We start from the raw sequence: 19007 nt of genomic DNA on the forward strand, positions 1-19007 counted from the left end.
GGCCTGTCCGCCGGATTGAATGCGCTCGGCGCTTGTATGGCTTACTGAAGGAACCTGTTTCGAAGGCTGGCGCAACGGCCAAGAGCCGTCAGGCGTGCATGGATCGCCAGCCGGTCCAGCCGTCAGCAGAAGAGAGCCGCGCCGGAAGGTGGTAGCAAAAGATCAGCCGGGCAAGGCGTCATAACCGCCGCACCTGAGATCCGGTTGAACCTGCCCGGTCAGCGCGAACCGCTGATATATGCCGCGATGTTCTCCTTGCCTAGCAGCCGCTTGTGAGAGCCAAGATCGGGCCCGGCAAAGACGATCCGCAGGTTCTCCACCTCCAGCAGCGGCGGCAAAGCTTCAGCGGGCAGGCCAATGACCCGCAAAATGGACAGATTTTTCAGACCTTTAAGCGGGCTGAGGTCAGTGATGCCAGTGCCTGAGATGCTGAACTCCCAAAGCTCTTGCATATCCCGGACCGCCGCGAGGCTGGCTACGGAGGTATTGGTTACAGACAGCTCTCGCAGGTTCTTGCCCGCCAGCGGGTCAATGCTGGCGACAGAGGTGCCTTTCAATGACAGCTTTCGCAAAGCTTGCAGCCCCGAAAGCGGCGCGATGTCGCTGACCCTGGTGCCGTCCAGCTCCAGCTCCGTGAGGCTGATGGCGTCAGAAATTGGGGTCAGATCCGTAATCTGGGTGTCTGACAGGATTAGGGTGTGGAGCTGCGGCTTGTTCTGCAGCCCATCCAGGCTTTGCAGCCGGGTGCCGTCTGCGCGCAGCATCTCCAGCCGGTCCGATGCCGCCAGGGCAGCAACGCTTTCGACAGGGCAATTGGAAATCCAGGCAACCCGCAGGTTTGCGGCTGCCAAAGGGCTGAGATCGGTGACTTCAGTGTTGAAGGCCAGGAAAATCTCCAACTGCTCAAGCTCTTCCAGCGGTGCCAGGTCAGTGACGCCTGAGTCCGCGATATTCAGGCTTTGCAGCCGGGTCAGGCCGCGCAGGAATGACAGGTCTGAGACCTCTTCGATCCCCCAAACCGACAGGTGTTCCAAACCGGTCAGCCTGGCCAGCGGGGTGAAATCCGGTGCGCTGACAGAATCAAGACTCAGCCGCTTCAGGCCCGGAAGCCGGGCCAGGGGGGCCAGGCTGGGAGCGGTTACGCTGACCAGGGCAAGCCGCTCCAGACCGGGCAAGGCCGCAAGCGGGGCCAGGTCAAGCGGCGTCTCGTAGTGCAAGTCAGCCATCAGCGTCAGTTCCTGCAGCTGTGTGAACTGTGACAGGGCTTGCAGATCGGGGGTATGTTCTCCGATCCGGACTTTGGCCTCTAAGTCATTGCTTTTGATGCATGTCCCTCCGATTTCAACACAATCAGCCTGGGCTGCTTGAGGCACAGCGCCTGCGCAGGCAATCAGGAAGGACGCAAGGAGGCGGCGGAAACCGGGCATGCAATAAACCTTTGCAAGGAAGTGCTGAAACAGGGGTCCATGTTATTACCGCTCCGTTAAAGGCCCGCAAGAATTTTGTAACCGCAGGTAGAGGCAGGGGATAGCTTGCACCGCTGTGCTGCCGGATGTACCCATGGCCCATGCGCAGATAGGGAGGTGCTTTGATGCAGGATGATCCGAAGACGCTGGTTTCCACCGGCTGGCTGGCTGCCCATCTGAAGAACCCTGATCTGCGGGTGCTGGACGCCTCCTGGTATCTGCCGCAGCAGGGGCGCGATGCCAAGGCGGAGTATGAGGCCGCCCATATTCCCGGCGCCCGTTTCTTTGACATCGACGAGATTTCCGACAACCGTTCCGACCTGCCGCATATGGTGCCGCCGGTCGAGAAGTTCATGTCCAAGCTGCGCGCCATGGGCGTGGGCGACGGCCACCAGGTGGTGGTTTATGATGGTGCCGGGCTGTTTTCCGCTGCCCGTGTCTGGTGGCTGTTCCGGCTGATGGGGCAGACCAATGTTGCGGTGCTGGATGGGGGATTCCCGAAATGGCAGACCGAAGGCCATCCGGTGGAGGATTTGCCGCCGGTGATCCGCGACCGCCACATGACCGTGCGGGTCCAGAACCACATGGTGCGCGACGTAACCCAGGTCTCCGCTGCGGCCAAGCTGGGCGATCATGAAATCATCGATGCCCGTTCTGCCGAGCGCTACCGCGGCGATGCGCCGGAGCCGCGCGAGGGCCTGCGGGCAGGGCATATCCCTGGCTCCAAGAATGTGCCCTTTGGCCAGGTGCTGAACGCTGACGGCACCATGAAGGATGCCGCGGGTATCCGTGCCGCCTTCGAGGCCGCCGGCGTTGACCTGAACAAACCTGCGATTACTTCCTGCGGATCGGGTGTCACCGCCGCCATCCTCAGCCTCGCCATGGAGCGGGCCGGCAAGACCGACCATTCGCTTTATGACGGGTCCTGGGTGGAATGGGGTGCCTTCCCGACCCTTCCCGTTGCTACCGGAGAGAACTGAGCAATGTTCGAGACCCTGAAACCCCAGCCCGCCGACAAGATCCTGGCGCTGATGCAGATGTTCCGCGACGACCCGCGCGCGGACAAGATCGACCTTGGTGTCGGCGTCTACAAGAACGCCGAGGGCGTCACCCCGGTGATGCGCGCCATCAAGGCGGCTGAGCACAAGCTGTGGGAAGAGCAGACCAGCAAGGCCTATGTCGGCCTGGCAGGCGATCCGGCCTATGGCGATGCAATGATCAAGCTGATCCTGGGCGATGCGGTTGCCCGCGGCAATATCGCCGCTGCGGCCACCCCCGGCGGCACCGGCGCCGTGCGCCAGGCGTTTGAGCTGATCAAGATGGCCAATCCTTCGGCGCGTGTCTTCGTGTCGGACCCGACCTGGCCGAACCACATGTCGATCCTGAAATACGTCGGCATTGAAACCGTGGTCTACCGCTACTTCGACCGTGAGACCCGCGGTGTGAACTTCGACGCTATGATGGAAGATCTGAAGGGGGCGAGCAAAGGCGACGTGGTGCTGCTGCACGGCTGCTGCCACAACCCGACCGGTGCTAACCTCAACGAGGTGCAGTGGAAAGAGGTCATTGCCCTGCTGAACGAGCGCGGGCTGATCCCGATGATCGACATTGCCTACCAGGGCTTTGGCGACGGTCTGGAAGAGGATGCGCTGGGCGTGCGCCTGGTGGCTTCCAGCTGCCCCGAGACGCTGATTGCCGCCAGCTGCTCCAAGAACTTCGGCATCTACCGCGAGCGCACCGGCCTGCTGATGGCGGTCTCCAACGATGCCGGTGCGCAAGCACTGAACCAGGGCACACTCGCGTTCCTGAACCGGCAGAACTATTCCTTCCCGCCGGACCACGGTGCGCGTCTGGTGACTATGATCCTGAACGATGATGCCCTGCGCGCCGATTGGGCGGCCGAGCTGGAGGAAACCCGCCTCGGCATGCTGGGCCTGCGCCAGCAGCTGGCGGACGAGCTGCAGCGGCTCACCGGCTCCGACCGGTTCAGCTTCATCGCCCAGCACCGCGGCATGTTCTCGCTCCTGGGTACCACGCCGGAGCTGGTCGAGAAGATGCGGGTGGACAATGGCATCTACATGGTCGGCGACAGCCGCCTGAACATTGCAGGCCTCAATGCCCAGACTGTGCCGGTGCTGGCCAAGGCGATTGTTGACGCCGGCGTCTAAGTCTTAGGCACTTGGAAATTCAGGAACGCGCCTTTTAATGGGCGCGTTTTTTCTTGGGGCCTCTAAGATTTTTCTGAAAAGTCTTAGGCAACGTTTGCAGAGAACTTTTGCCCGCAAAATCCAGCGATCTGCGTTTCTGCGGGGCAGGGCTCCCGCGCCTAGCCGCGTGCCTTGGCTGTGCCAAGGCCCTTGCAGGCTTGGGCGTGGCACCGCTGGCGCGGTGCAGGCGGACGCTTGACGCTAGGTCATGTAAAGCCAGGCGACGGAAGGGGCGGGGACCCGCGTTTGTGCTTGCGGAAGTCACATTGAAACACAGTCTAGGAGACCTGAAATGACCCTCGTAAAATCCGCTCTCGCGGTGATCCTGTCCGCCGCCGTTGCCCTGCCGATGGCTGCCCCCGCCTTTGCTGCCAATGGGGAGGTTATCGACCGGGTGGAAAACCGCGCCGACCGTCGTGAGAACCGCCGCGACGAGGCCGTGGACACCGGTGTGTGGGACGTGGTGGAGGACCACCTGGACCGCGCTGAGGACCGCCGCGACTACCGCGACCAGAAGGCGCCCAAGGTTATTGTGGTCCCGCAGGGCTGAAGCCGGAACCCGCGCCGCGCCAGCGGCGCCCGGCCCAACAGGCAGGGATCATCTCCTGATGATCCTGCAACTGGCGGGAGCCCTCCGCCGCAAACGCAAACGCGGCGCCGGAAACAGGCGCCGCGCTTTTTTTTCCGGGACCGCATTTAGCTCGGGGAGAACTCCGGGTAGGCCTCCATGCCCAGTTCCGCCATGTCCAGGCCGTTGACCTCATCCTCTTCCTCCACCCGGATGCCGGTTGTGGTGCGCAGAATGATCCAGACCACGGCGGAGGCTGCGACAGTGAAAACTCCCACCACGGCAATGCCGGTCAGCTGGGTCAGCAGGCTGGCTTCGGGGTTCGACAGCACCACGGCCACGGTGCCCCAGATGCCGCAGAACAGGTGCACCGGGATGGCGCCGACCACATCGTCGATCTGAAGCTTATCCAGCAGCGGCACGGTGAAGACCACGATCACGCCGCCGATGGCACCGATCAGGGTGGCCAGGCCCAGGCCCGGGGTCAGCGGCTCGGCGGTGATCGCCACCAGGCCGGCCAGCGCGCCATTCAGGATCATGGTCAGGTCCGGCTTCCTGAACAGCAGCTGGGTCAGCACCAGCGCCGCCACCGCGCCGCCTGCGGCAGCCGCATTGGTGTTGGCAAAGATGCGCGAGATATCCGCCACATCCCCCACCGAGCCCATCGCCAGCTGCGAGCCGCCGTTGAAGCCGAACCAGCCCATCCACAGGATGAAGGTGCCGAGTGTTGCCAGCGCCAGGTTGGAGCCGGGCATCGGGATGGTCTTGCCGTCCTTGTACTTGCCGATGCGCGGGCCCAGGATCAGCGCGCCGGTCAGTGCCGCCCAGCCGCCCACGGAATGCACCACGGTGGAGCCTGCGAAATCCAGGAATCCCATCTCCTCCAGAAAGCCGCCGCCCCATTTCCAGCTGGCCTGGAACGGGTAGATAACCGAGGTCAGCACGATGGTGAAGATCAGGAAGGGCCACAGCTTGATACGCTCTGCCAGGGCGCCCGACACGATGGAGGCGGTGGCAGCGCAGAACATCAGCTGAAAGAAGAAGTCCGAGCCGGTGGACGCATAGGAATAGTCATCGGCACCTTCCGCGGTAACTCCAACGGCCTCAAGCACGCCGGGTCCAAAGACGCCGGACAGCACGCCGTCGACCGCCCAATTGCCCAGCGGATACATCAGGTTGTAGCCGATCAGCCAGTAAAACACGGCAGCCAGCGAGAACAGCGCCATGTTCTTGGTCAGCTGCATGGTGACGTTTTTGGAGCGCACCAGCCCGGCCTCGAGCATGGCAAAGCCCGCCGCCATCCAGAACACCAGGCAGCCGCCGATCAGGAACAGCAGCGAGTTCAGGATGAACACAGTGTCGGTTGCGGGGTTCACGCCCGGGGCCGGGCCGTCCTGGGCCAGCGCAAGGCCCGGCAGCGCGCTCAGCGCCAGGGCCGCAAGGGGGAGTTTCAGGGTCTTCATTGGTCTTTCCTCCATGCCGGGCGCGCTCACAGCGCCTCGAGATTGGTTTCGCCGGTGCGCACCCGCAGGGCCTGTTCCACGTCCAGAACAAAAATCTTGCCGTCACCGATCTTGCCGGTGCGGGCGGTCTCGGAAATCGCGCTGACGGCCTGTTCGGCCTGATCGGCGGGCACCACCAGCTCCAGCTTCAGCTTTGGCACGAAATTCACTTCGTACTCGGCGCCGCGGTAAATCTCGGTGTGGCCTGCCTGGGCACCAAAGCCCTTGATTTCGGTGACCATCAGCCCGCTCACGCCAAGACCGGTCAGCGCCTCGCGGACCTCGTCCAGCTTGAAGGGCTTGATGGCGGCTATGATCATTTTCATCTCTGCATCCCTTTGGTTTCGCGCTGCCCCGGCCCGGTGCATCATGTCTGGGCCGATGCATTGTGCACCTGCAGCAAAACCACGCTCCCGAGTTGTGCAAAGCCAAGGCCAGCAAGTTTCCGCGCGTCTTTCTGCGGTCGCACAATAATTTTGCGCCTTTTGCACGCATCGCTTAAAAACCGGCCATCTGGCAAAGGGGGAAAGGTCCGGATTCTGCCCCCTCTACAATCCGGCGCAGGCAGGGTATTGTCGCCGGACAACGGGCAAACCGGGCAGGAACAGACGATGGCACAAGGATCCGGGCGCAAGCCTCTGGTGGCAGAAAAGCGCTATTCTGCGGGCGGCAAGGGCAAACCGGCCGCCAAGAAACCTGCGCGCAAGAAAGCCGTGCGAAAGGCAAAGAAACCTGGGCTGCTGGGCCGGCTGTTTGGGCGCAAGAAAACGCGCGCGAAGCCCGCACCCAAGAAACGCGGGCTCATCGGCTGGCTGCTGGCACCCTTTGCCTTCGCCTTCCGGCTGGTCTGGGGCTTTACCTGGCGGGTCGGCATGGTGGTCTGCGGGCTGGTCGGCCTGGCGGTGGGTTTTCAATATGCCAAGCTGCCGGATGTCGCGGCCTATCTGGACGGGCGCGCCCGCGGCTCCGTCACCATTCTGGACCGCGAGGGCGAGGTCTTTGCCTGGCGCGGTGACCAGTTCGGCGGCGTGGTGACTGCGGACACGGTCTCACCGCATTTGAAGAACGCGATCGTGGCGACCGAGGATAAACGCTTCTACCGCCATTTCGGCATCTCGCCGCGCGGTGTTGCCAGTGCCATCCGCATCAATCTGCGTGAAGGGCGCGGGCCGTTGTCGGGCCATGGCGGCTCTACCATTACCCAGCAGACCGCAAAATTGCTGTGCCTGGGGCGGGTTTATGACCCTGCGGAGTGGAAAAGCGAAAGCGCCTATGAGGCCGACTGCCGCAAAGGTTCGCTGTGGCGCAAGGGCACCGAGGCGATCTTTGCCCTGGCGATGGAAGCCAAGTACACTAAGGATGAGATCCTCTCGATCTACATGAACCGCGCCTATATGGGCGGCGGCGCCTATGGGGCTGAGGCTGCGGCACAGCGGTACTTTGGCAAGTCCGCCAATCAGTTGAACCCCGCTGAGGGAGCAATGCTGGCGGGCCTCTTGACGGCGCCGTCCACGCTGGCGCCGACCAACAACCTGCAGCGTTCGCAGGACCGGGCCGCCACCGTGCTGCGGCTGATGCAGGAGCAGGGCTACCTGACCACGGCGGAGATGCAGAGCAATCAGGACAATCCCGCGGTCCTCAGCGAAGCCGCGGCGGCGCGGGCCGGGGGGTACTTCGCAGACTGGGTGATGGACACGATCCCGGATTTCCTGGGCGACCAGACTACTGAGGACGTTGTTATCCGCTCGACTTTGGACCAGCGCTTGCAAGGCGCGGCCGAGGAAGCGTTGAAATATGTGTTCGAGAACAAGGTCCGCCCGGGCTCCAAGGCACAGGCTGCCATTGTGGTGATGAGCGCCGACGGCGCCGTGCGCGCCATGGTGGGCGGGCGCAAGACCCGGGTGTCGGGCGTGTTCAACCGTGCGACACAGGCCAAACGGCAAACCGGTTCGGCGTTTAAGCCGTTTGTCTACGCCACAGCGCTTGAGCTGGGGTACTCGCCTTACGACCGGGTGCTGGACGCAAAATACTGCCTGAACATTCCTGGCTCCGGCCAGTGGTGCCCCAAGAACTACACCCACAAGTTTTACGGCGAGGTAACGCTGGCCCGGGCGCTGCGGGATTCACTGAACGTGCCGGCTGTGAAAGTGTCCGAGGCGGTGGGCCGCGACAAGGTGAGCATTGTGGCCAAGGATTTCGGCATCGACAGCGACCTGGCCGCAGGTCCGGCGCTGGCGCTGGGGGCGTCTGAAAGCACCCTGCTGGAAATGACCGGAGCCTATGCAGGCATCCTGAACGGCGGTTCCTCGGTGACGCCTTACGGGGTGACAGAGCTGAAACTGGTCGAGGATAATGAGGCGCTGATGGGCGCCAGCGGCGGCATCGGCGAGCGGGTGATCCGGACGGAGGCCGCACAGCAGCTGGTCTGGATGATGGAAAAGGTGATTGCCGGCGGCACCGGCCAGCGGGCGCAGATCCCGGGCTGGCAGGCGGCAGGCAAGTCCGGCACCACGTCAGCCGCCAAGGACGCCTGGTTCATCGGCTTTACTGCGGATTATGTGGCCGGCGTCTGGATGGGGTATGACGACAATACGCCCTTGTCCGGTGTGACCGGCGGCGGGCTGCCCGCCGAAATCTGGCGCGAGACGATGGTGCGCGTGCATGATGGGCTGGCGCCGAAGCCGCTGCCGATGCTGGAACCCGCACCGATCGCCCCACCGCCCCAAGAAACGCGCCGGGAGCGCCGCCGCCGCCAGGGGCCGAACCTGGGCCAGGAGCTAGGCCGCGCGGTGGACAATATCCTGCGGGATATCCTGGGCAATTGACCGCCTCGGGCGGGGTGCTCCCACCCGGCACCGCACCTGAAGGTGCGACGCGCGCCCTGCCCGCCGGGCAGGGCGCCTGGCCCAACCGGAGCGCGGCATCTTTGATGCTGCCGCGCCGGGCGGGAGGGCCGCTGATCAGCAGCACGGGCTTTGCCGGGCAAAGAAAAAGGCCCCCGCGACGGGAGCCTCAATTTGCTTCAGTGTCTGAGACAGCTCAGCTCAGCCGCTTCAATTCGTCGATCAGCGCGTCGATATCGCCCTTCTTGCTGTCCAGAATTGCGCCGATCTCGGTGCGTTCGGTCAGCAGCAGGTTCACGCCTTCAATGAACATGTTAAAGAACAGATCCTTGCCTGAGCGGTCCGACACCAGGAAAGTCACCTCAAACGGCGACTGGCCCTTGAGGTAGGCAATGGTGCTCACCTCGTACCATTTCTTCACCTTCTTGACGCCTTTGACCTCCAGCTTGCCACCGATGAATTCGCGGAAGCGTTTGCCGTATTTGCGCGAGATATAGCCCTGGAAGGCCTTGGAGAACGCTTTCTTCTGGGCAGGGGAGGCCCGGCGCCCGTCCACGCCCAGGGCGTATGCCGCGATATATGATGTATCGCTGTAGCGCTGGAAGATCCGCTCGAACTCGCGGAACATGGCGTTCTCGCCCTTGCCGGAGTCGATCACCCGGTTGATGTCGCCAACCAGGCTGTTGATCAGTTTGCTGGCGCTGTTCTCGGTCAGTGCCCAGAGCGCTTGCGGGGCAGCAGCCAGAACGGCGCCCGTGCCCATCAGAAAGTAGCGTCGGTCCATCATCAAAATCCCTCAGTGTTCAGGTCGAACGGGTCGATTTCCTGGATTTCAGCGCCGTCGCCCAGCTGGAACCGGCGGTTCTGCAGATAGATCAGGCGTGATTGCGCATAGCTGTCGGCGCTCTCATACAGAATCGAATCGATCGTATCGGAATAGTTGCCACGATCGCCCAGGCGGCGCACGATCTCGGCATAGATGCTGATGTTCTCGGCAGTATTCTGCTTGGAATAGCCCAGCGGATTGGTGAAGAAATCAACGCCGATGCCGACCGCGTCCCGGGTGGTGGAGGGGCCAAAGAAAGGCAGTTCCACATAGGCGCCTTCGCCAACGCCCCAGGTGTGCAGGGTTTCGCCGAAATCAGTGTCCACCGCGGGCACATTGAATTCGCTGGCCGGATCGGCCAGGCCGGCAAAGCCGACGGTCGAGTTGATCACAAAGCGCGAAAACGCATTGCCTGCCAGTTTCAGATCGCCCTGCAGCAGTGCGTTGACCATTTGCCCCGGCATCGACAGGTTCTCAGCGAAATGCGAGAAGCTGGTCACCATCGGGGCTGGCACGATCGCCACATAGCCCTTGGAAGCAGGCCGGAATGCCAGCCGGTCGACGCCTCGGTTAAAGCTGTGAATCGACCGGTTGGTGTTTTCATAAGGATCGAATACTTCCCCGGCAGCACGGGCAACCGGATCCTGGCTTGCGCAGCCTGCCGTAAAAACGGCCAAAACCAGCGCAATGAGAAATTTATGCGGTCGCAACATGTAGGGCATTCGGTTAAGTGTCCAATTTATGCTGAAAACGTCGGATCGTGAGGCAAATAATGATTCCCCGGCCCGTTTCCAGTACGATTACATTTTTTCACCAGCTTGTGTCTGTTCTGATACAACGGCAGGCACTACCAAGATCCCGCGAACTACTATTGCAGTCTGATCATGAATAAAAGCATTTATAAGAACGGCTATGACGAGCTTCTGGCCGTACGGCGGCAGAGCCGGGGGCTATACTGGTTCACCGGGATCTTCAGCTTCTTCGTGAACCTGTTGATGCTGACGGGGCCGCTCTACATGATGCAGGTCTATGACCGGGTGCTGGGCAGCCGGTCGGAGGCGACGCTCCTGGCGCTGTCGCTGCTGGTTGTCTTCCTCTACGGCATGATGGGGCTGTTGGATTATGCCCGCGGCCGGATCATGGCGCGGGTGGGCGCGCGGTTCCAGGCGGCGCTCGACAAACGGGTTTTCGATGCGATGACACGGCGCTCGGCGGTGGCGCAGGATCCGGTGGCGCAGACCGGGCTGCAGGACCTGGAATTGGTACAGCGGCTGATTTCCTCGCCGGTGCTGACCGCCGCCTTCGACCTGCCCTGGACGCCGGTGTTTTTGGCAGGCATCGCCCTGTTCCACCCCTGGCTGGGGCTTTTGGCGCTGGCGGGCGGCGCGGTGCTGGTGGTGATTGCGGTCTTCAACCAGGTCTTCACCAGAGCGCCGATGCAGCAGGCCAATATGACCGGCCACAAGGCCAATCTGATGTCCGAGGAGATCCGCAACGAGGCGGAAATGATCCAGTCGATGGGCATGCGCGGCGCTGCTTTCAGCCGCTGGAAGCAGGCCCGCGATGCGGCGCTCACCGACAGCGTGGCGGCCAATGACACCGGCGGCGGCTTCACCACGCTGACCAAGACGCTGCGGCTGTTTTTGCAGTCGGCGATGCTGGGCCTGGGCGCCTATCTGGTGCTGCAGGGCGAGGTGACGCCGGGGGCGATGATCGCAGGCTCGATCCTGATGGGCCGGGCCCTGGCCCCGATTGAGCTGGGCCTGGGCCAATGGGCGCTGGTGCAGCGGGCGATGAAGGGCTGGCACAGCCTGGCCGAATTGCTGGCCAAGGTGCCGGAGGAAGAAAGCCGCACCGCGCTGCCCAAACCCAAAGCCTTGCTGGAAGTGCAGGGCATGGCGGTGGTGCCGCCGGGCAGCAAGACGCCGCTTTTGCGCAATGTGAGCTTCCGGGTGCAGCCGGGCCAGGCGATCGGGGTGATCGGGCCGTCGGGGTCGGGCAAGTCGACGCTGGCGCGGGCGCTGACCGGGGTCTGGCCGCCGGCGGCGGGTTCGGTGCGGCTGGACGGCGCGGCGCTGGATCAGTATGCGCCGGATGTGCTGGGCGGCCATATCGGCTATCTGCCGCAGCGGGTGCAGGTGTTTGACGGCACCATCGCCCAGAATATCGCCCGGCTGCAGCCGGAACCGGATGCCGAGAAGGTGGTGGAAGCGGCCAAAAAGGCCGCCGCCCATGAGATGATCCTGAAGCTGCCCGAAGGCTATGACACCAAGGTTACTGCCACCGGCGGGCGGCTGTCGGGCGGCCAGATGCAGCGGGTCGGGCTGGCGCGGGCGCTTTATGCCAATCCGGTGATTGTGATCCTGGACGAGCCGAACTCCAATCTCGACAACGAGGGCTCGATTGCGCTCAACCAGGCGATCAAGCAGATCAAGGCCGAGGGGCGCTCGGTGCTGATCATGGCGCACCGCCCGGCGGCGATCCAGGAATGCGACATGCTCCTGGTGATCGACAAGGGCACCCAGACCGCCTTTGGCCCCAAGGATAAGGTGCTGCAGGAAATGGTCGCCAACCATCAGAACATCCGCCAGGCAACCGGCGCAGGAGGTGTACGATGAGCATCGAAAGCAAATGGCCCGCCCGGCGGCCGATGATCATCGGGTTGCTGGCACTGCTGATTCTGGTTGGCGGCTTCGGCTCCTGGTCGGTCTTGTCGTCGATCTCCGGCGCGGTGGTGGCAACGGGCCGCATCGAGGTCGACCGCAACCGCCAGATCGTGCAGCATCTGGATGGCGGCATCGTCGCCGAGATCCTGGTCGATGAGGGCGATACGGTGGCCGAGGGCGACACGCTCCTGCGGCTGGATGCCAATGAGCTGACCTCGCAGCTGGTGATCACCGAGGGCCAGCTGTTCGAACTGATGGCGCGCCGCGGCCGGCTGGAGGCGGAGCGCGACGGGGCGGCGGAGATTGTCTTTGACCCGGAACTGCTGGAGGCGGCGGAGCGGATGCCGGATGTGAAGGATCTGGTGGAGGGCCAGCGCCGCCTGTTCGAGGCCCGCAAGGACACCACCGCGCGTGAAATCGACCAGCTGGAGAAGCGCCGCAGCCAGATCCAGGAGCAGATACGCGGCATCCAGGCGCAGCAGCAGTCTATGACAGTGCAGCTGGAGCTCATCGGCGAGGAGCTGGAGAGTCAGCAGTCGCTGCTGGACCGCGGCCTGGCGCAGGCGGCGACGGTCCTGAACCTGCGCCGCACCCAGGCCGACCTGCAAGGCCGCCTGGGTGAGCTGGTGGCCTCGGAAGCGCAATCCGAGGGCCGCATCACCGAAATCGACATTGAGATCCTGAAACTGGCCACCGGCCAGCGCGAGGAGGCGATCAGCCGGCTGCGCGATCTGCGCTACCAGGAGTTGGAGCAGGCAGAGACCCGCCGCTCGCTGCAGGGGCGGCTGGCGCGGCTGGACATCACCGCGCCGGTCTCGGGCATTGTCTACGGCCTGCAGGTGCAGACGCCGCGCTCGGTGATCCGGCCGGCCGATCCGGTGCTCTATCTGGTGCCGCAGGACCGGCCTTTGGTGATTGCCGCGCAGGTGGCGCCCACCGATATCGACCAGCTGTTCACCGGCCAGGAGGTGACGCTGCGGTTTTCGGCGCTGGACCAGCGCTCGACACCAGAGCTGTTCGGCCATGTGACCCAGGTTTCGGCGGATGCCTTTGAGGATCAGGGCAGCGGATTGTCCTACTACCGCGCCGAGATTGAGCTCAATCCCGGCGAACAGGGCCGCCTGCCTGCGGGCACAGTGCTGATCCCGGGGATGCCGGTGGAAAGCTATATCCGCACCGCCGACCGCTCGCCGCTGGCCTATCTGGTCAAGCCGCTTACGGATTATTTCGTCAAAGCCTTCCGCGAAAGCTGAGCCTTGCCGGAAACTGCACGGTTTCCGGCTATGAAAACGGTATCCGTCCCGGGGGACGGAAAGGGCGGGCGGCGCTTCGCATTTGCTCTTTTCGAATTCTGCTGCTGCGGGTAGCGTCCGGGCCAGCAAAGACTCGGAAGGAATACGCCATGAGCATCGAAGCAAAACTGAAAGAGCTGGGCGTGACCCTGCCCGACGCCCCGGCCCCGGCGGCCAACTATGTGCCTTATGTCGTTGCAGGCGACATGGTCTATATCTCCGGCCAGATTTCGGCGGATGAAAACGGGCTGATCACCGGCAAGCTGGGCGCGGACATGGATGTAGAGGCCGGCCAGGCGGCGGCCAAGCGTTGCGCCATCGCGCTGCTGGCACAGCTCAAAGCGGCCTGCGGCGGCGATCTGGACCGGCTGGTCCGCGTCGTCAAACTGGGCGCCTTTGTGAATTCCGCCCCCGATTTCACCGGCCAGCCGATGGTGGTGAATGGTGCCTCTGACTTCCTGGTTGAGGCTCTGGGAGATATCGGCCGCCATGCCCGCTCTGCCGTGGGCTCCGTGTCGCTGCCGCTGGGCGTCGCGGTGGAGATCGACGGGGTTTTCCAGATCAAATGAGACTGCCCCTGCCTGCCGCCTTTTTGACTGTCCCCTTGGCCCACCGTGCGCTGCATGATGTGTCCGACGGACGTCCGGAGAACAGCCGCGCCGCCATCCGGGCCGCACTGGCAGCGGGTTACGGGATTGAAATCGACCTGCAGCTGTCCAGCGACGGCTGCGCCATGGTTTTTCATGACAACAGCTTGGACCGGCTGGCAGAAGCCGCCGGTCCGGTCCGGGCGCGCTCGCGGGAGGACTTGCGTGCAATTCCGCTAAAGGGCGGCGATGGCGAGGGGATTCCGGATCTGCCGGAAGTGCTTGAGCTGGTGGCGGGCAGGGTGCCCCTGCTGATTGAGCTGAAGGATCAGCACGGTGAAATGGGCGTCACGGATGGTGTCCTGGAGCAAGCTGCGGCAAAGGCTCTGCAGGGATACGCAGGGCCGGTTGCGCTGATGTCCTTTAACCCCAATTCGGTTGCCGCACTGGCCCGGCTGGCGCCGGAACTGCCGCGCGGTATCACCACCAGCGCTTATGAACCAGAGGAATGGCCGGAACTGCCCAGGGCCGTCTGCGACGACCTGCGCGCGATCCCGGATTTCGAGCGCACGCAGTCCGGCTTCATCAGCCATGAGGCCTATGATCTGGCGCGTCCGCGGGTGCAGGCGCTGCGCAACGAAGGCGTGCCGGTGCTGTGCTGGACCGTGACCACCGCGGCCGAGGAAACAGCGGCGCGGGCCTTTGCCGACAATGTCACATTTGAACAATACCTCTCGCCGCTAACATCTTGATCGCGCTGGTCTGCACCCCACATCAGAAGCGGTGCGGAGGAAATTCATGACCCAGGCGCAAATCGAAATCCGGGTGCTGCCGTCGCTGTCGCAGATCACGGCAGAGGACTGGGACGCCTGTGCCTGCCCGGAGGCCGCAGACGGCGGCCGGGCACTGGATCCCTTTACCACGCACCGGTTCCTGAGCGCGCTGGAGGACAGCGGCTCAGTCGGGCCCGGCACCGGCTGGCAGCCACAGCATCTGACGGCCTGGCAGGACGGCCGGCTGATCGCCTGCGCGCCGCTTTACGCAAAGGGGCACAGTCAGGGTGAATACATCTTTGATCACAACTGGGCCCATGCCTATGAGCGGGCAGGGGGGCACTACTACCCCAAGCTGCAGATCGCGGTGCCCTTCACCCCCGCCACCGGGCGGCGGTTCCTGGTGCGTCCCGGCTTTGACGGAATTGGCCATTCAGCCCTGGTACAGGGGGCGGTGCAGCTGGCAGCGGACAACGGGCTGTCGTCGCTGCATGTGACCTTCTGCACCCAGGACGAGGCGCGGATGGGCGCAGAGATGGGGCTGATGCACCGCTTTACCCAGCAGTTCCACTGGCAGAATGACAATTATGCAGATTTCGAAGCCTTCATGCGGGCGCTGTCGTCGCGCAAGCGCAAGAACATCCGCAAGGAGAGGATGCAGGCGCAGTGTTTTGGCGGTGAGATCCGCGTCTATCAGGGGGAGGAGCTGCGTCCGGAGCACTGGGACGCCTTCTGGGAGTTCTATCAGGACACCGGCGCGCGCAAATGGGGCTCACCTTATCTGACGCGGCAGTTCTTTGACATCGCGCACCGGACGATGGCGGACGATATGGCGCTGATTCTGGCGGAACGCAACGGGCGCTATGTCGCCGGAGCGCTGAATTTCATCGGCCGCGACACGCTTTACGGACGCTATTGGGGCTGCATCGAACACCATCCCTGCCTGCATTTCGAGCTGTGCTATTATCAGGCTATCGAGCTGGCGATTGCCCTGGGGCTTGACCGGGCAGAGGCCGGCGCGCAGGGTGAACACAAGCTGGCGCGTGGTTACATGCCGTGCCAGACTTACAGTTTGCACTGGATCGGCGATCCCGGGTTTGCCGGGGCCGTTGAACGCTACCTCGAGGCTGAGCGGGCCGCCACCGAGGAAGAGATCGAAATCCTGACCGATTATGGCCCGTTCCGCAAAGCGCATGTGGAGGAGCAAGAATGACGGAAAAACTGTCCGAAGCCACCCGCGGCCCGCTGCTGGAGCCGCTGTTTGCCACCGGCTGGCAGATGGTGGAGGGGCGCGATGCCATCACCAAGACATTTAAGTTCGGCAATTTCACCGATGCCTTCGGCTGGATGACCCGCGCCGCAATCTGGGCGGAGAAATGGAATCACCATCCGGAATGGAGCAATGTCTACAACCGGGTGACGGTGGTGCTGACCACCCATGATGTCGATGGGATCAGCGCCCAGGACGCCAAGCTGGCGCGCAAGATGGACGGTTTGGCCGGGTACGAGTGACCTGCGGCCGGACCTCCGTGCAATCGGCCCGCGTGGCGCACATTGCAGCAATTTTGCGAGGCTCTGCCTCGCGCTCCGGGATATTTTGAGCAAGAGGAAGGCGGGCCGCGGCTTTTTGCCTGACAAAGTAATCCGGGGGTGAATAGTCCGAACGCATAAAGCGGCAAAACCCCTGAGGCCGTACCTCGACGGGAGTCCGCATTCGGGTCAGCAATATTGACCAAATGTTTCGCGCGCGAAACATTCCGGCAGCAGTTCTGACCTTATTTTTCATCAAAAATTAAGAGGTTGCGGTGGCCGCCCCGGAGGCGGCCAGGCGCGGGTTTAGCCCATCGACTCCAGCAGGCCCTCACCGGCGGACAGTTCGCACTGGCCGGGGTTTTCTTCCTTGTTGAGGATCTTCACTTCGCCGTTCTCCACCAGCATGGCATAGCGCAGCGAGCGGCCAATCAGGCCTGCCGCCGGTGCGTCCAGACGCATACCGATTGCCTCGGTAAAGGTGCATTCCGCATCCGACAGCATGGTGATGCCGGCCTCGGACGCGCCGGTATTGTCGCCCCAGATCGACATGACAAAGGGGTCATTGCCCGCAAGGCAGATGATTTCGTCGACGCCTTTGGCGGCCAATTGGTCCTTGGTGCGGATGAAACTGGGCACATGCGCCGAATGGCAGGTGCTGGTAAAGGCGCCGGGAACCGCGAAGATCACGACCTTTCGCCCCTTGAGCTTATCTGACAGCTGCACCTGCTCGGGGCCGTTGTCTCCAATCAGCGTCAGTGTCGCGTCCGGCAGTTGGTCTCCAACAGAAATCATCGCACGTTCCTCTTTCTCATGATTGCGTTTTGGGGCCCCGCGTATATAGGGTCCGATGAAAGCGTGACGGGAACTATTGCGGGAGGCAAGGGAATATGTCCCACATCGTCGTTATTGGAGCAGGGCAGGCGGGGTCTTCGCTGGTGGCAAAGCTGCGCAAAGACGGGTTCGGCGGGGAAATCACCCTGATCGGCGCGGAGGAGGCGCTGCCGTATCAGCGCCCGCCCCTGTCCAAGGCCTACCTGCTGGGCGAGATGGAGCTGGAGCGCTTGTTCCTGCGGCCGGCGAGTTTTTACGAGGACAACAACATCACTGTGAAGCTGGGCCAGCGGGTGACAGCGATCGACCCGGCGGCCAAGACCGTTTCGCTGGGCGATGAGACGGTCTCCTATGATCAGCTGGCGCTGACCACCGGCTCCGACCCGCGCCGCCTGCCGGCGGCGATCGGCGGCGATTTGGACGGTGTCTACGTGGTGCGCGGCCTGACCGATGTCGACGCGATGGCGCCGAATGTCACCGAGGGCAAGCGCGCGCTGATCGTCGGCGGTGGCTATATCGGGCTGGAAGCGGCCGCGGTCTGCGCCAAGCGCGGCGTCAAGGTGACGCTAGTCGAAATGGCGGACCGCATCCTGCAGCGTGTCGCGGCGCCCGAAACCTCGGACTTTTTCCGCAGCCTGCATTCCTCGCACGGCGTCGATATCCGCGAAGGTGTCGGGCTGGAGCGGCTGGAAGGCGAAGACGGCAAGGTGACCCGCGCGGTGCTGAGCGGCGGCGAAGTGCTGGATGTGGATTTTGTGGTTGTTGGCGTCGGCATCACCCCCACGTCGCAGCTGGCTGAGATGGCGGGTCTGGAGCTGGAGAACGGCATCAAGGTGGACGCCAAGGGCCGCACCTCGGACGTGTCGATCTGGTCAGCGGGCGACTGCGCCTCCTTCCCGTTCAAGGGCAACCGCATCCGCCTGGAAAGCGTGCCGAATGCCATCGATCAGGCCGAGGTAGTGGCGCAGAACATGCTGGGCGCGGACAAGGACTATGTGGCGCAACCCTGGTTCTGGTCGGATCAGTATGACGTCAAGCTGCAGATCGCGGGCCTCAACACTGGCTATGACAACGTGGTGACCCGTCAGGGCGAGGGGCAGCAGGTGTCGTTCTGGTACTATGCCGGCGATCAGCTGGTGGCGGTTGACGCGATGAACGATCCGCGCGCCTATATGGTGGCCAAGCGGCTGATCGACATGGGCAAGACTGCCGACAAAGGCGTGGTTGCTGACCCGTCCGCCGATCTGAAGCCGCTTCTGAAAGCGTGAGGATCATCGCAGGAGACTTCCGCGGCCGGGCTCTGGCCGCGGTGGGCAAGGGGGACGCAGGCGCCCATCTGCGCCCGACCACCGACCGGGTGCGCGAAAGCCTGTTCAATGTGCTGATGCACACCGGCGCCATCCCCGGCGCCCGGGTTCTGGACCTGTTTGCGGGCACCGGCGCGCTGGGGCTAGAGGCGCTTTCACGCGGTGCAACGGAGGTGCTGTTTGTCGATGACGGGCGGGTCTCCGGCGGGCTGATCAAGAAGAACATTGCTATCTGCAAGGCCGAAGACCGCTGCACCCTGGCGCGCCGCGACGCGCTGAAGCTGGGGGCGAACCCGGATGCGCCCTTTGACCTGGTTTTTCTCGATCCGCCTTATGGCAAGGGACTGGGGGAGAAGGCTTTGGCCGCGGCGGTCAAAGGCGGCTGGCTGGCGGATGATGCGCTGGTGGTTTGGGAAGAAAGCGCGGCGATGGCGGCGCCGGAAGGGTTTGAGCTGCAGGACAGCCGCAAATACGGCGATACCCATATCTCGCTGATGTGGCGGGAGCAGAACAGTTTGTAACAAGCCCGGCGCCTTTCGCCAAATACTTGATTTTCTATTTGCATATCCAGCCGTCCGGTTGTAGCGAGCTGGAAATTTCAATCAA

Annotated in this window: 18 protein-coding genes; 12 read left to right on the forward strand and 6 right to left on the reverse strand. The window is 63.3% G+C overall.

Annotation, left to right across the window (positions count from 1 at the left end; genetic code table 11):
- Positions 1-218: 218 nt before the first annotated feature.
- Positions 219-1226: a leucine-rich repeat domain-containing protein gene (locus ACXAEK_RS08010; protein WP_475041033.1), complete on the reverse strand. Its 1008-nt coding sequence runs from the start codon at positions 1224-1226 to the stop codon at positions 219-221.
- 365 nt (positions 1227-1591) lie between these two features.
- On the opposite strand from ACXAEK_RS08010, the gene sseA reads away from it, so the two are divergent.
- The 3 genes from sseA (at position 1592) to ACXAEK_RS08025 (ending at position 4223) form a co-directional block, all read left to right on the forward strand.
- Positions 1592-2446, forward strand: coding sequence for a 3-mercaptopyruvate sulfurtransferase (gene sseA, locus ACXAEK_RS08015; protein WP_475041034.1), 855 nt, complete (start codon positions 1592-1594; stop codon positions 2444-2446).
- A gap of 3 nt (positions 2447-2449) precedes the next feature.
- Positions 2450-3634 (forward strand): amino acid aminotransferase, encoded by a 1185-nt coding sequence (locus ACXAEK_RS08020; RefSeq protein WP_475041035.1) that lies wholly within the window; start codon positions 2450-2452, stop codon positions 3632-3634.
- A 331-nt stretch (positions 3635-3965) separates the two neighbouring features.
- Positions 3966-4223 (forward strand): hypothetical protein, encoded by a 258-nt coding sequence (locus ACXAEK_RS08025; protein ID WP_475041037.1) that lies wholly within the window; start codon positions 3966-3968, stop codon positions 4221-4223.
- A gap of 146 nt (positions 4224-4369) precedes the next feature.
- Here ACXAEK_RS08025 and ACXAEK_RS08030 read toward each other — a convergent pair whose 3' ends face one another.
- Together ACXAEK_RS08030 and ACXAEK_RS08035 are read right to left on the reverse strand one after the other, a co-directional pair.
- The gene (locus ACXAEK_RS08030) at positions 4370-5704 is read right to left on the reverse strand and encodes an ammonium transporter (protein WP_475041038.1); all 1335 of its coding nucleotides are present in this window, start codon (positions 5702-5704) and stop codon (positions 4370-4372) included.
- A gap of 26 nt (positions 5705-5730) precedes the next feature.
- Complete coding sequence (locus tag ACXAEK_RS08035) at positions 5731-6069, reverse strand: P-II family nitrogen regulator (protein ID WP_027257453.1); 339 nt, start codon at positions 6067-6069, stop codon at positions 5731-5733.
- Between the two features lie 285 nt (positions 6070-6354).
- On the opposite strand from ACXAEK_RS08035, the gene ACXAEK_RS08040 reads away from it, so the two are divergent.
- Positions 6355-8568, forward strand: coding sequence for a transglycosylase domain-containing protein (locus ACXAEK_RS08040; RefSeq protein WP_475041040.1), 2214 nt, complete (start codon positions 6355-6357; stop codon positions 8566-8568).
- A 214-nt stretch (positions 8569-8782) separates the two neighbouring features.
- Here the strand turns inward: ACXAEK_RS08040 and ACXAEK_RS08045 are convergent, their stop codons facing one another.
- Positions 8783-9370: an MlaC/ttg2D family ABC transporter substrate-binding protein gene (locus ACXAEK_RS08045; RefSeq protein ID WP_475041041.1), complete on the reverse strand. Its 588-nt coding sequence runs from the start codon at positions 9368-9370 to the stop codon at positions 8783-8785.
- 2 nt (positions 9371-9372) lie between these two features.
- Positions 9373-10134 carry an MlaA family lipoprotein gene (locus ACXAEK_RS08050; RefSeq protein WP_475041042.1) on the reverse strand — a complete coding sequence of 254 codons (762 nt, stop codon included), beginning with the start codon at positions 10132-10134 and terminating at the stop codon, positions 9373-9375.
- Between the two features lie 162 nt (positions 10135-10296).
- Between ACXAEK_RS08050 and ACXAEK_RS08055 the strand changes: the two genes are divergently transcribed.
- The 6 genes from ACXAEK_RS08055 (at position 10297) to ACXAEK_RS08080 (ending at position 16242) form a co-directional block, all read left to right on the forward strand.
- Positions 10297-12030, forward strand: a complete 1734-nt coding sequence (locus ACXAEK_RS08055; RefSeq protein ID WP_475041044.1) for a type I secretion system permease/ATPase — start codon at positions 10297-10299, stop codon at positions 12028-12030.
- Positions 12027-13331, forward strand: a complete 1305-nt coding sequence (locus ACXAEK_RS08060) for an HlyD family type I secretion periplasmic adaptor subunit (RefSeq protein WP_475041045.1) — start codon at positions 12027-12029, stop codon at positions 13329-13331. The genes ACXAEK_RS08055 and ACXAEK_RS08060 overlap by 4 nt, the downstream gene beginning before the upstream one ends.
- Before the next feature lie 149 nt (positions 13332-13480).
- Positions 13481-13939 (forward strand): RidA family protein, encoded by a 459-nt coding sequence (locus ACXAEK_RS08065; protein WP_475041047.1) that lies wholly within the window; start codon positions 13481-13483, stop codon positions 13937-13939.
- Entirely contained in the window at positions 13936-14709 is a 774-nt protein-coding gene (locus tag ACXAEK_RS08070) for a glycerophosphodiester phosphodiesterase family protein (RefSeq protein ID WP_475041049.1), read from the forward strand. Before ACXAEK_RS08065 ends, ACXAEK_RS08070 begins: the two co-directional genes overlap by 4 nt.
- Before the next feature lie 46 nt (positions 14710-14755).
- Positions 14756-15943 carry a GNAT family N-acetyltransferase gene (locus ACXAEK_RS08075; protein WP_475041050.1) on the forward strand — a complete coding sequence of 396 codons (1188 nt, stop codon included), beginning with the start codon at positions 14756-14758 and terminating at the stop codon, positions 15941-15943.
- The gene (locus tag ACXAEK_RS08080) at positions 15940-16242 is read left to right on the forward strand and encodes a 4a-hydroxytetrahydrobiopterin dehydratase (protein ID WP_475041051.1); all 303 of its coding nucleotides are present in this window, start codon (positions 15940-15942) and stop codon (positions 16240-16242) included. The genes ACXAEK_RS08075 and ACXAEK_RS08080 overlap by 4 nt, the downstream gene beginning before the upstream one ends.
- Before the next feature lie 324 nt (positions 16243-16566).
- On the opposite strand, the gene ACXAEK_RS08085 is transcribed toward ACXAEK_RS08080, so the two are convergent.
- Complete coding sequence (locus ACXAEK_RS08085) at positions 16567-17055, reverse strand: redoxin family protein (protein WP_475041053.1); 489 nt, start codon at positions 17053-17055, stop codon at positions 16567-16569.
- A 95-nt stretch (positions 17056-17150) separates the two neighbouring features.
- Between ACXAEK_RS08085 and ACXAEK_RS08090 the strand changes: the two genes are divergently transcribed.
- Together ACXAEK_RS08090 and rsmD are read left to right on the forward strand one after the other, a co-directional pair.
- Positions 17151-18362 carry an NAD(P)/FAD-dependent oxidoreductase gene (locus ACXAEK_RS08090; RefSeq protein WP_475041054.1) on the forward strand — a complete coding sequence of 404 codons (1212 nt, stop codon included), beginning with the start codon at positions 17151-17153 and terminating at the stop codon, positions 18360-18362.
- Positions 18359-18922 carry a 16S rRNA (guanine(966)-N(2))-methyltransferase RsmD gene (gene rsmD, locus ACXAEK_RS08095; protein WP_475041055.1) on the forward strand — a complete coding sequence of 188 codons (564 nt, stop codon included), beginning with the start codon at positions 18359-18361 and terminating at the stop codon, positions 18920-18922. The genes ACXAEK_RS08090 and rsmD overlap by 4 nt, the downstream gene beginning before the upstream one ends.
- Positions 18923-19007: the final 85 nt, after the last annotated feature.

The organism is Leisingera sp. ABM4_101, from assembly GCF_056158725.1.

Bases quoted from the DNA above. Each gene is read 5' to 3' on its own strand.
- ACXAEK_RS08010 (WP_475041033.1), bottom strand. From the start codon at position 1,226: ATGGCTGACTTGCACTACGAGACGCCGCTTGACCTGGCCCCGCTTGCG.
- sseA (WP_475041034.1), top strand. From the start codon at position 1,592: ATGCAGGATGATCCGAAGACGCTGGTTTCCACCGGCTGGCTGGCTGCC.
- ACXAEK_RS08020 (WP_475041035.1), top strand. From the start codon at position 2,450: ATGTTCGAGACCCTGAAACCCCAGCCCGCCGACAAGATCCTGGCGCTG.
- ACXAEK_RS08025 (WP_475041037.1), top strand. From the start codon at position 3,966: ATGACCCTCGTAAAATCCGCTCTCGCGGTGATCCTGTCCGCCGCCGTT.
- ACXAEK_RS08030 (WP_475041038.1), bottom strand. From the start codon at position 5,704: ATGAAGACCCTGAAACTCCCCCTTGCGGCCCTGGCGCTGAGCGCGCTG.
- ACXAEK_RS08035 (WP_027257453.1), bottom strand. From the start codon at position 6,069: ATGAAAATGATCATAGCCGCCATCAAGCCCTTCAAGCTGGACGAGGTC.
- ACXAEK_RS08040 (WP_475041040.1), top strand. From the start codon at position 6,355: ATGGCACAAGGATCCGGGCGCAAGCCTCTGGTGGCAGAAAAGCGCTAT.
- ACXAEK_RS08045 (WP_475041041.1), bottom strand. From the start codon at position 9,370: ATGGACCGACGCTACTTTCTGATGGGCACGGGCGCCGTTCTGGCTGCT.
- ACXAEK_RS08050 (WP_475041042.1), bottom strand. From the start codon at position 10,134: ATGCCCTACATGTTGCGACCGCATAAATTTCTCATTGCGCTGGTTTTG.
- ACXAEK_RS08055 (WP_475041044.1), top strand. From the start codon at position 10,297: ATGAATAAAAGCATTTATAAGAACGGCTATGACGAGCTTCTGGCCGTA.
- ACXAEK_RS08060 (WP_475041045.1), top strand. From the start codon at position 12,027: ATGAGCATCGAAAGCAAATGGCCCGCCCGGCGGCCGATGATCATCGGG.
- ACXAEK_RS08065 (WP_475041047.1), top strand. From the start codon at position 13,481: ATGAGCATCGAAGCAAAACTGAAAGAGCTGGGCGTGACCCTGCCCGAC.
- ACXAEK_RS08070 (WP_475041049.1), top strand. From the start codon at position 13,936: ATGAGACTGCCCCTGCCTGCCGCCTTTTTGACTGTCCCCTTGGCCCAC.
- ACXAEK_RS08075 (WP_475041050.1), top strand. From the start codon at position 14,756: ATGACCCAGGCGCAAATCGAAATCCGGGTGCTGCCGTCGCTGTCGCAG.
- ACXAEK_RS08080 (WP_475041051.1), top strand. From the start codon at position 15,940: ATGACGGAAAAACTGTCCGAAGCCACCCGCGGCCCGCTGCTGGAGCCG.
- ACXAEK_RS08085 (WP_475041053.1), bottom strand. From the start codon at position 17,055: ATGATTTCTGTTGGAGACCAACTGCCGGACGCGACACTGACGCTGATT.
- ACXAEK_RS08090 (WP_475041054.1), top strand. From the start codon at position 17,151: ATGTCCCACATCGTCGTTATTGGAGCAGGGCAGGCGGGGTCTTCGCTG.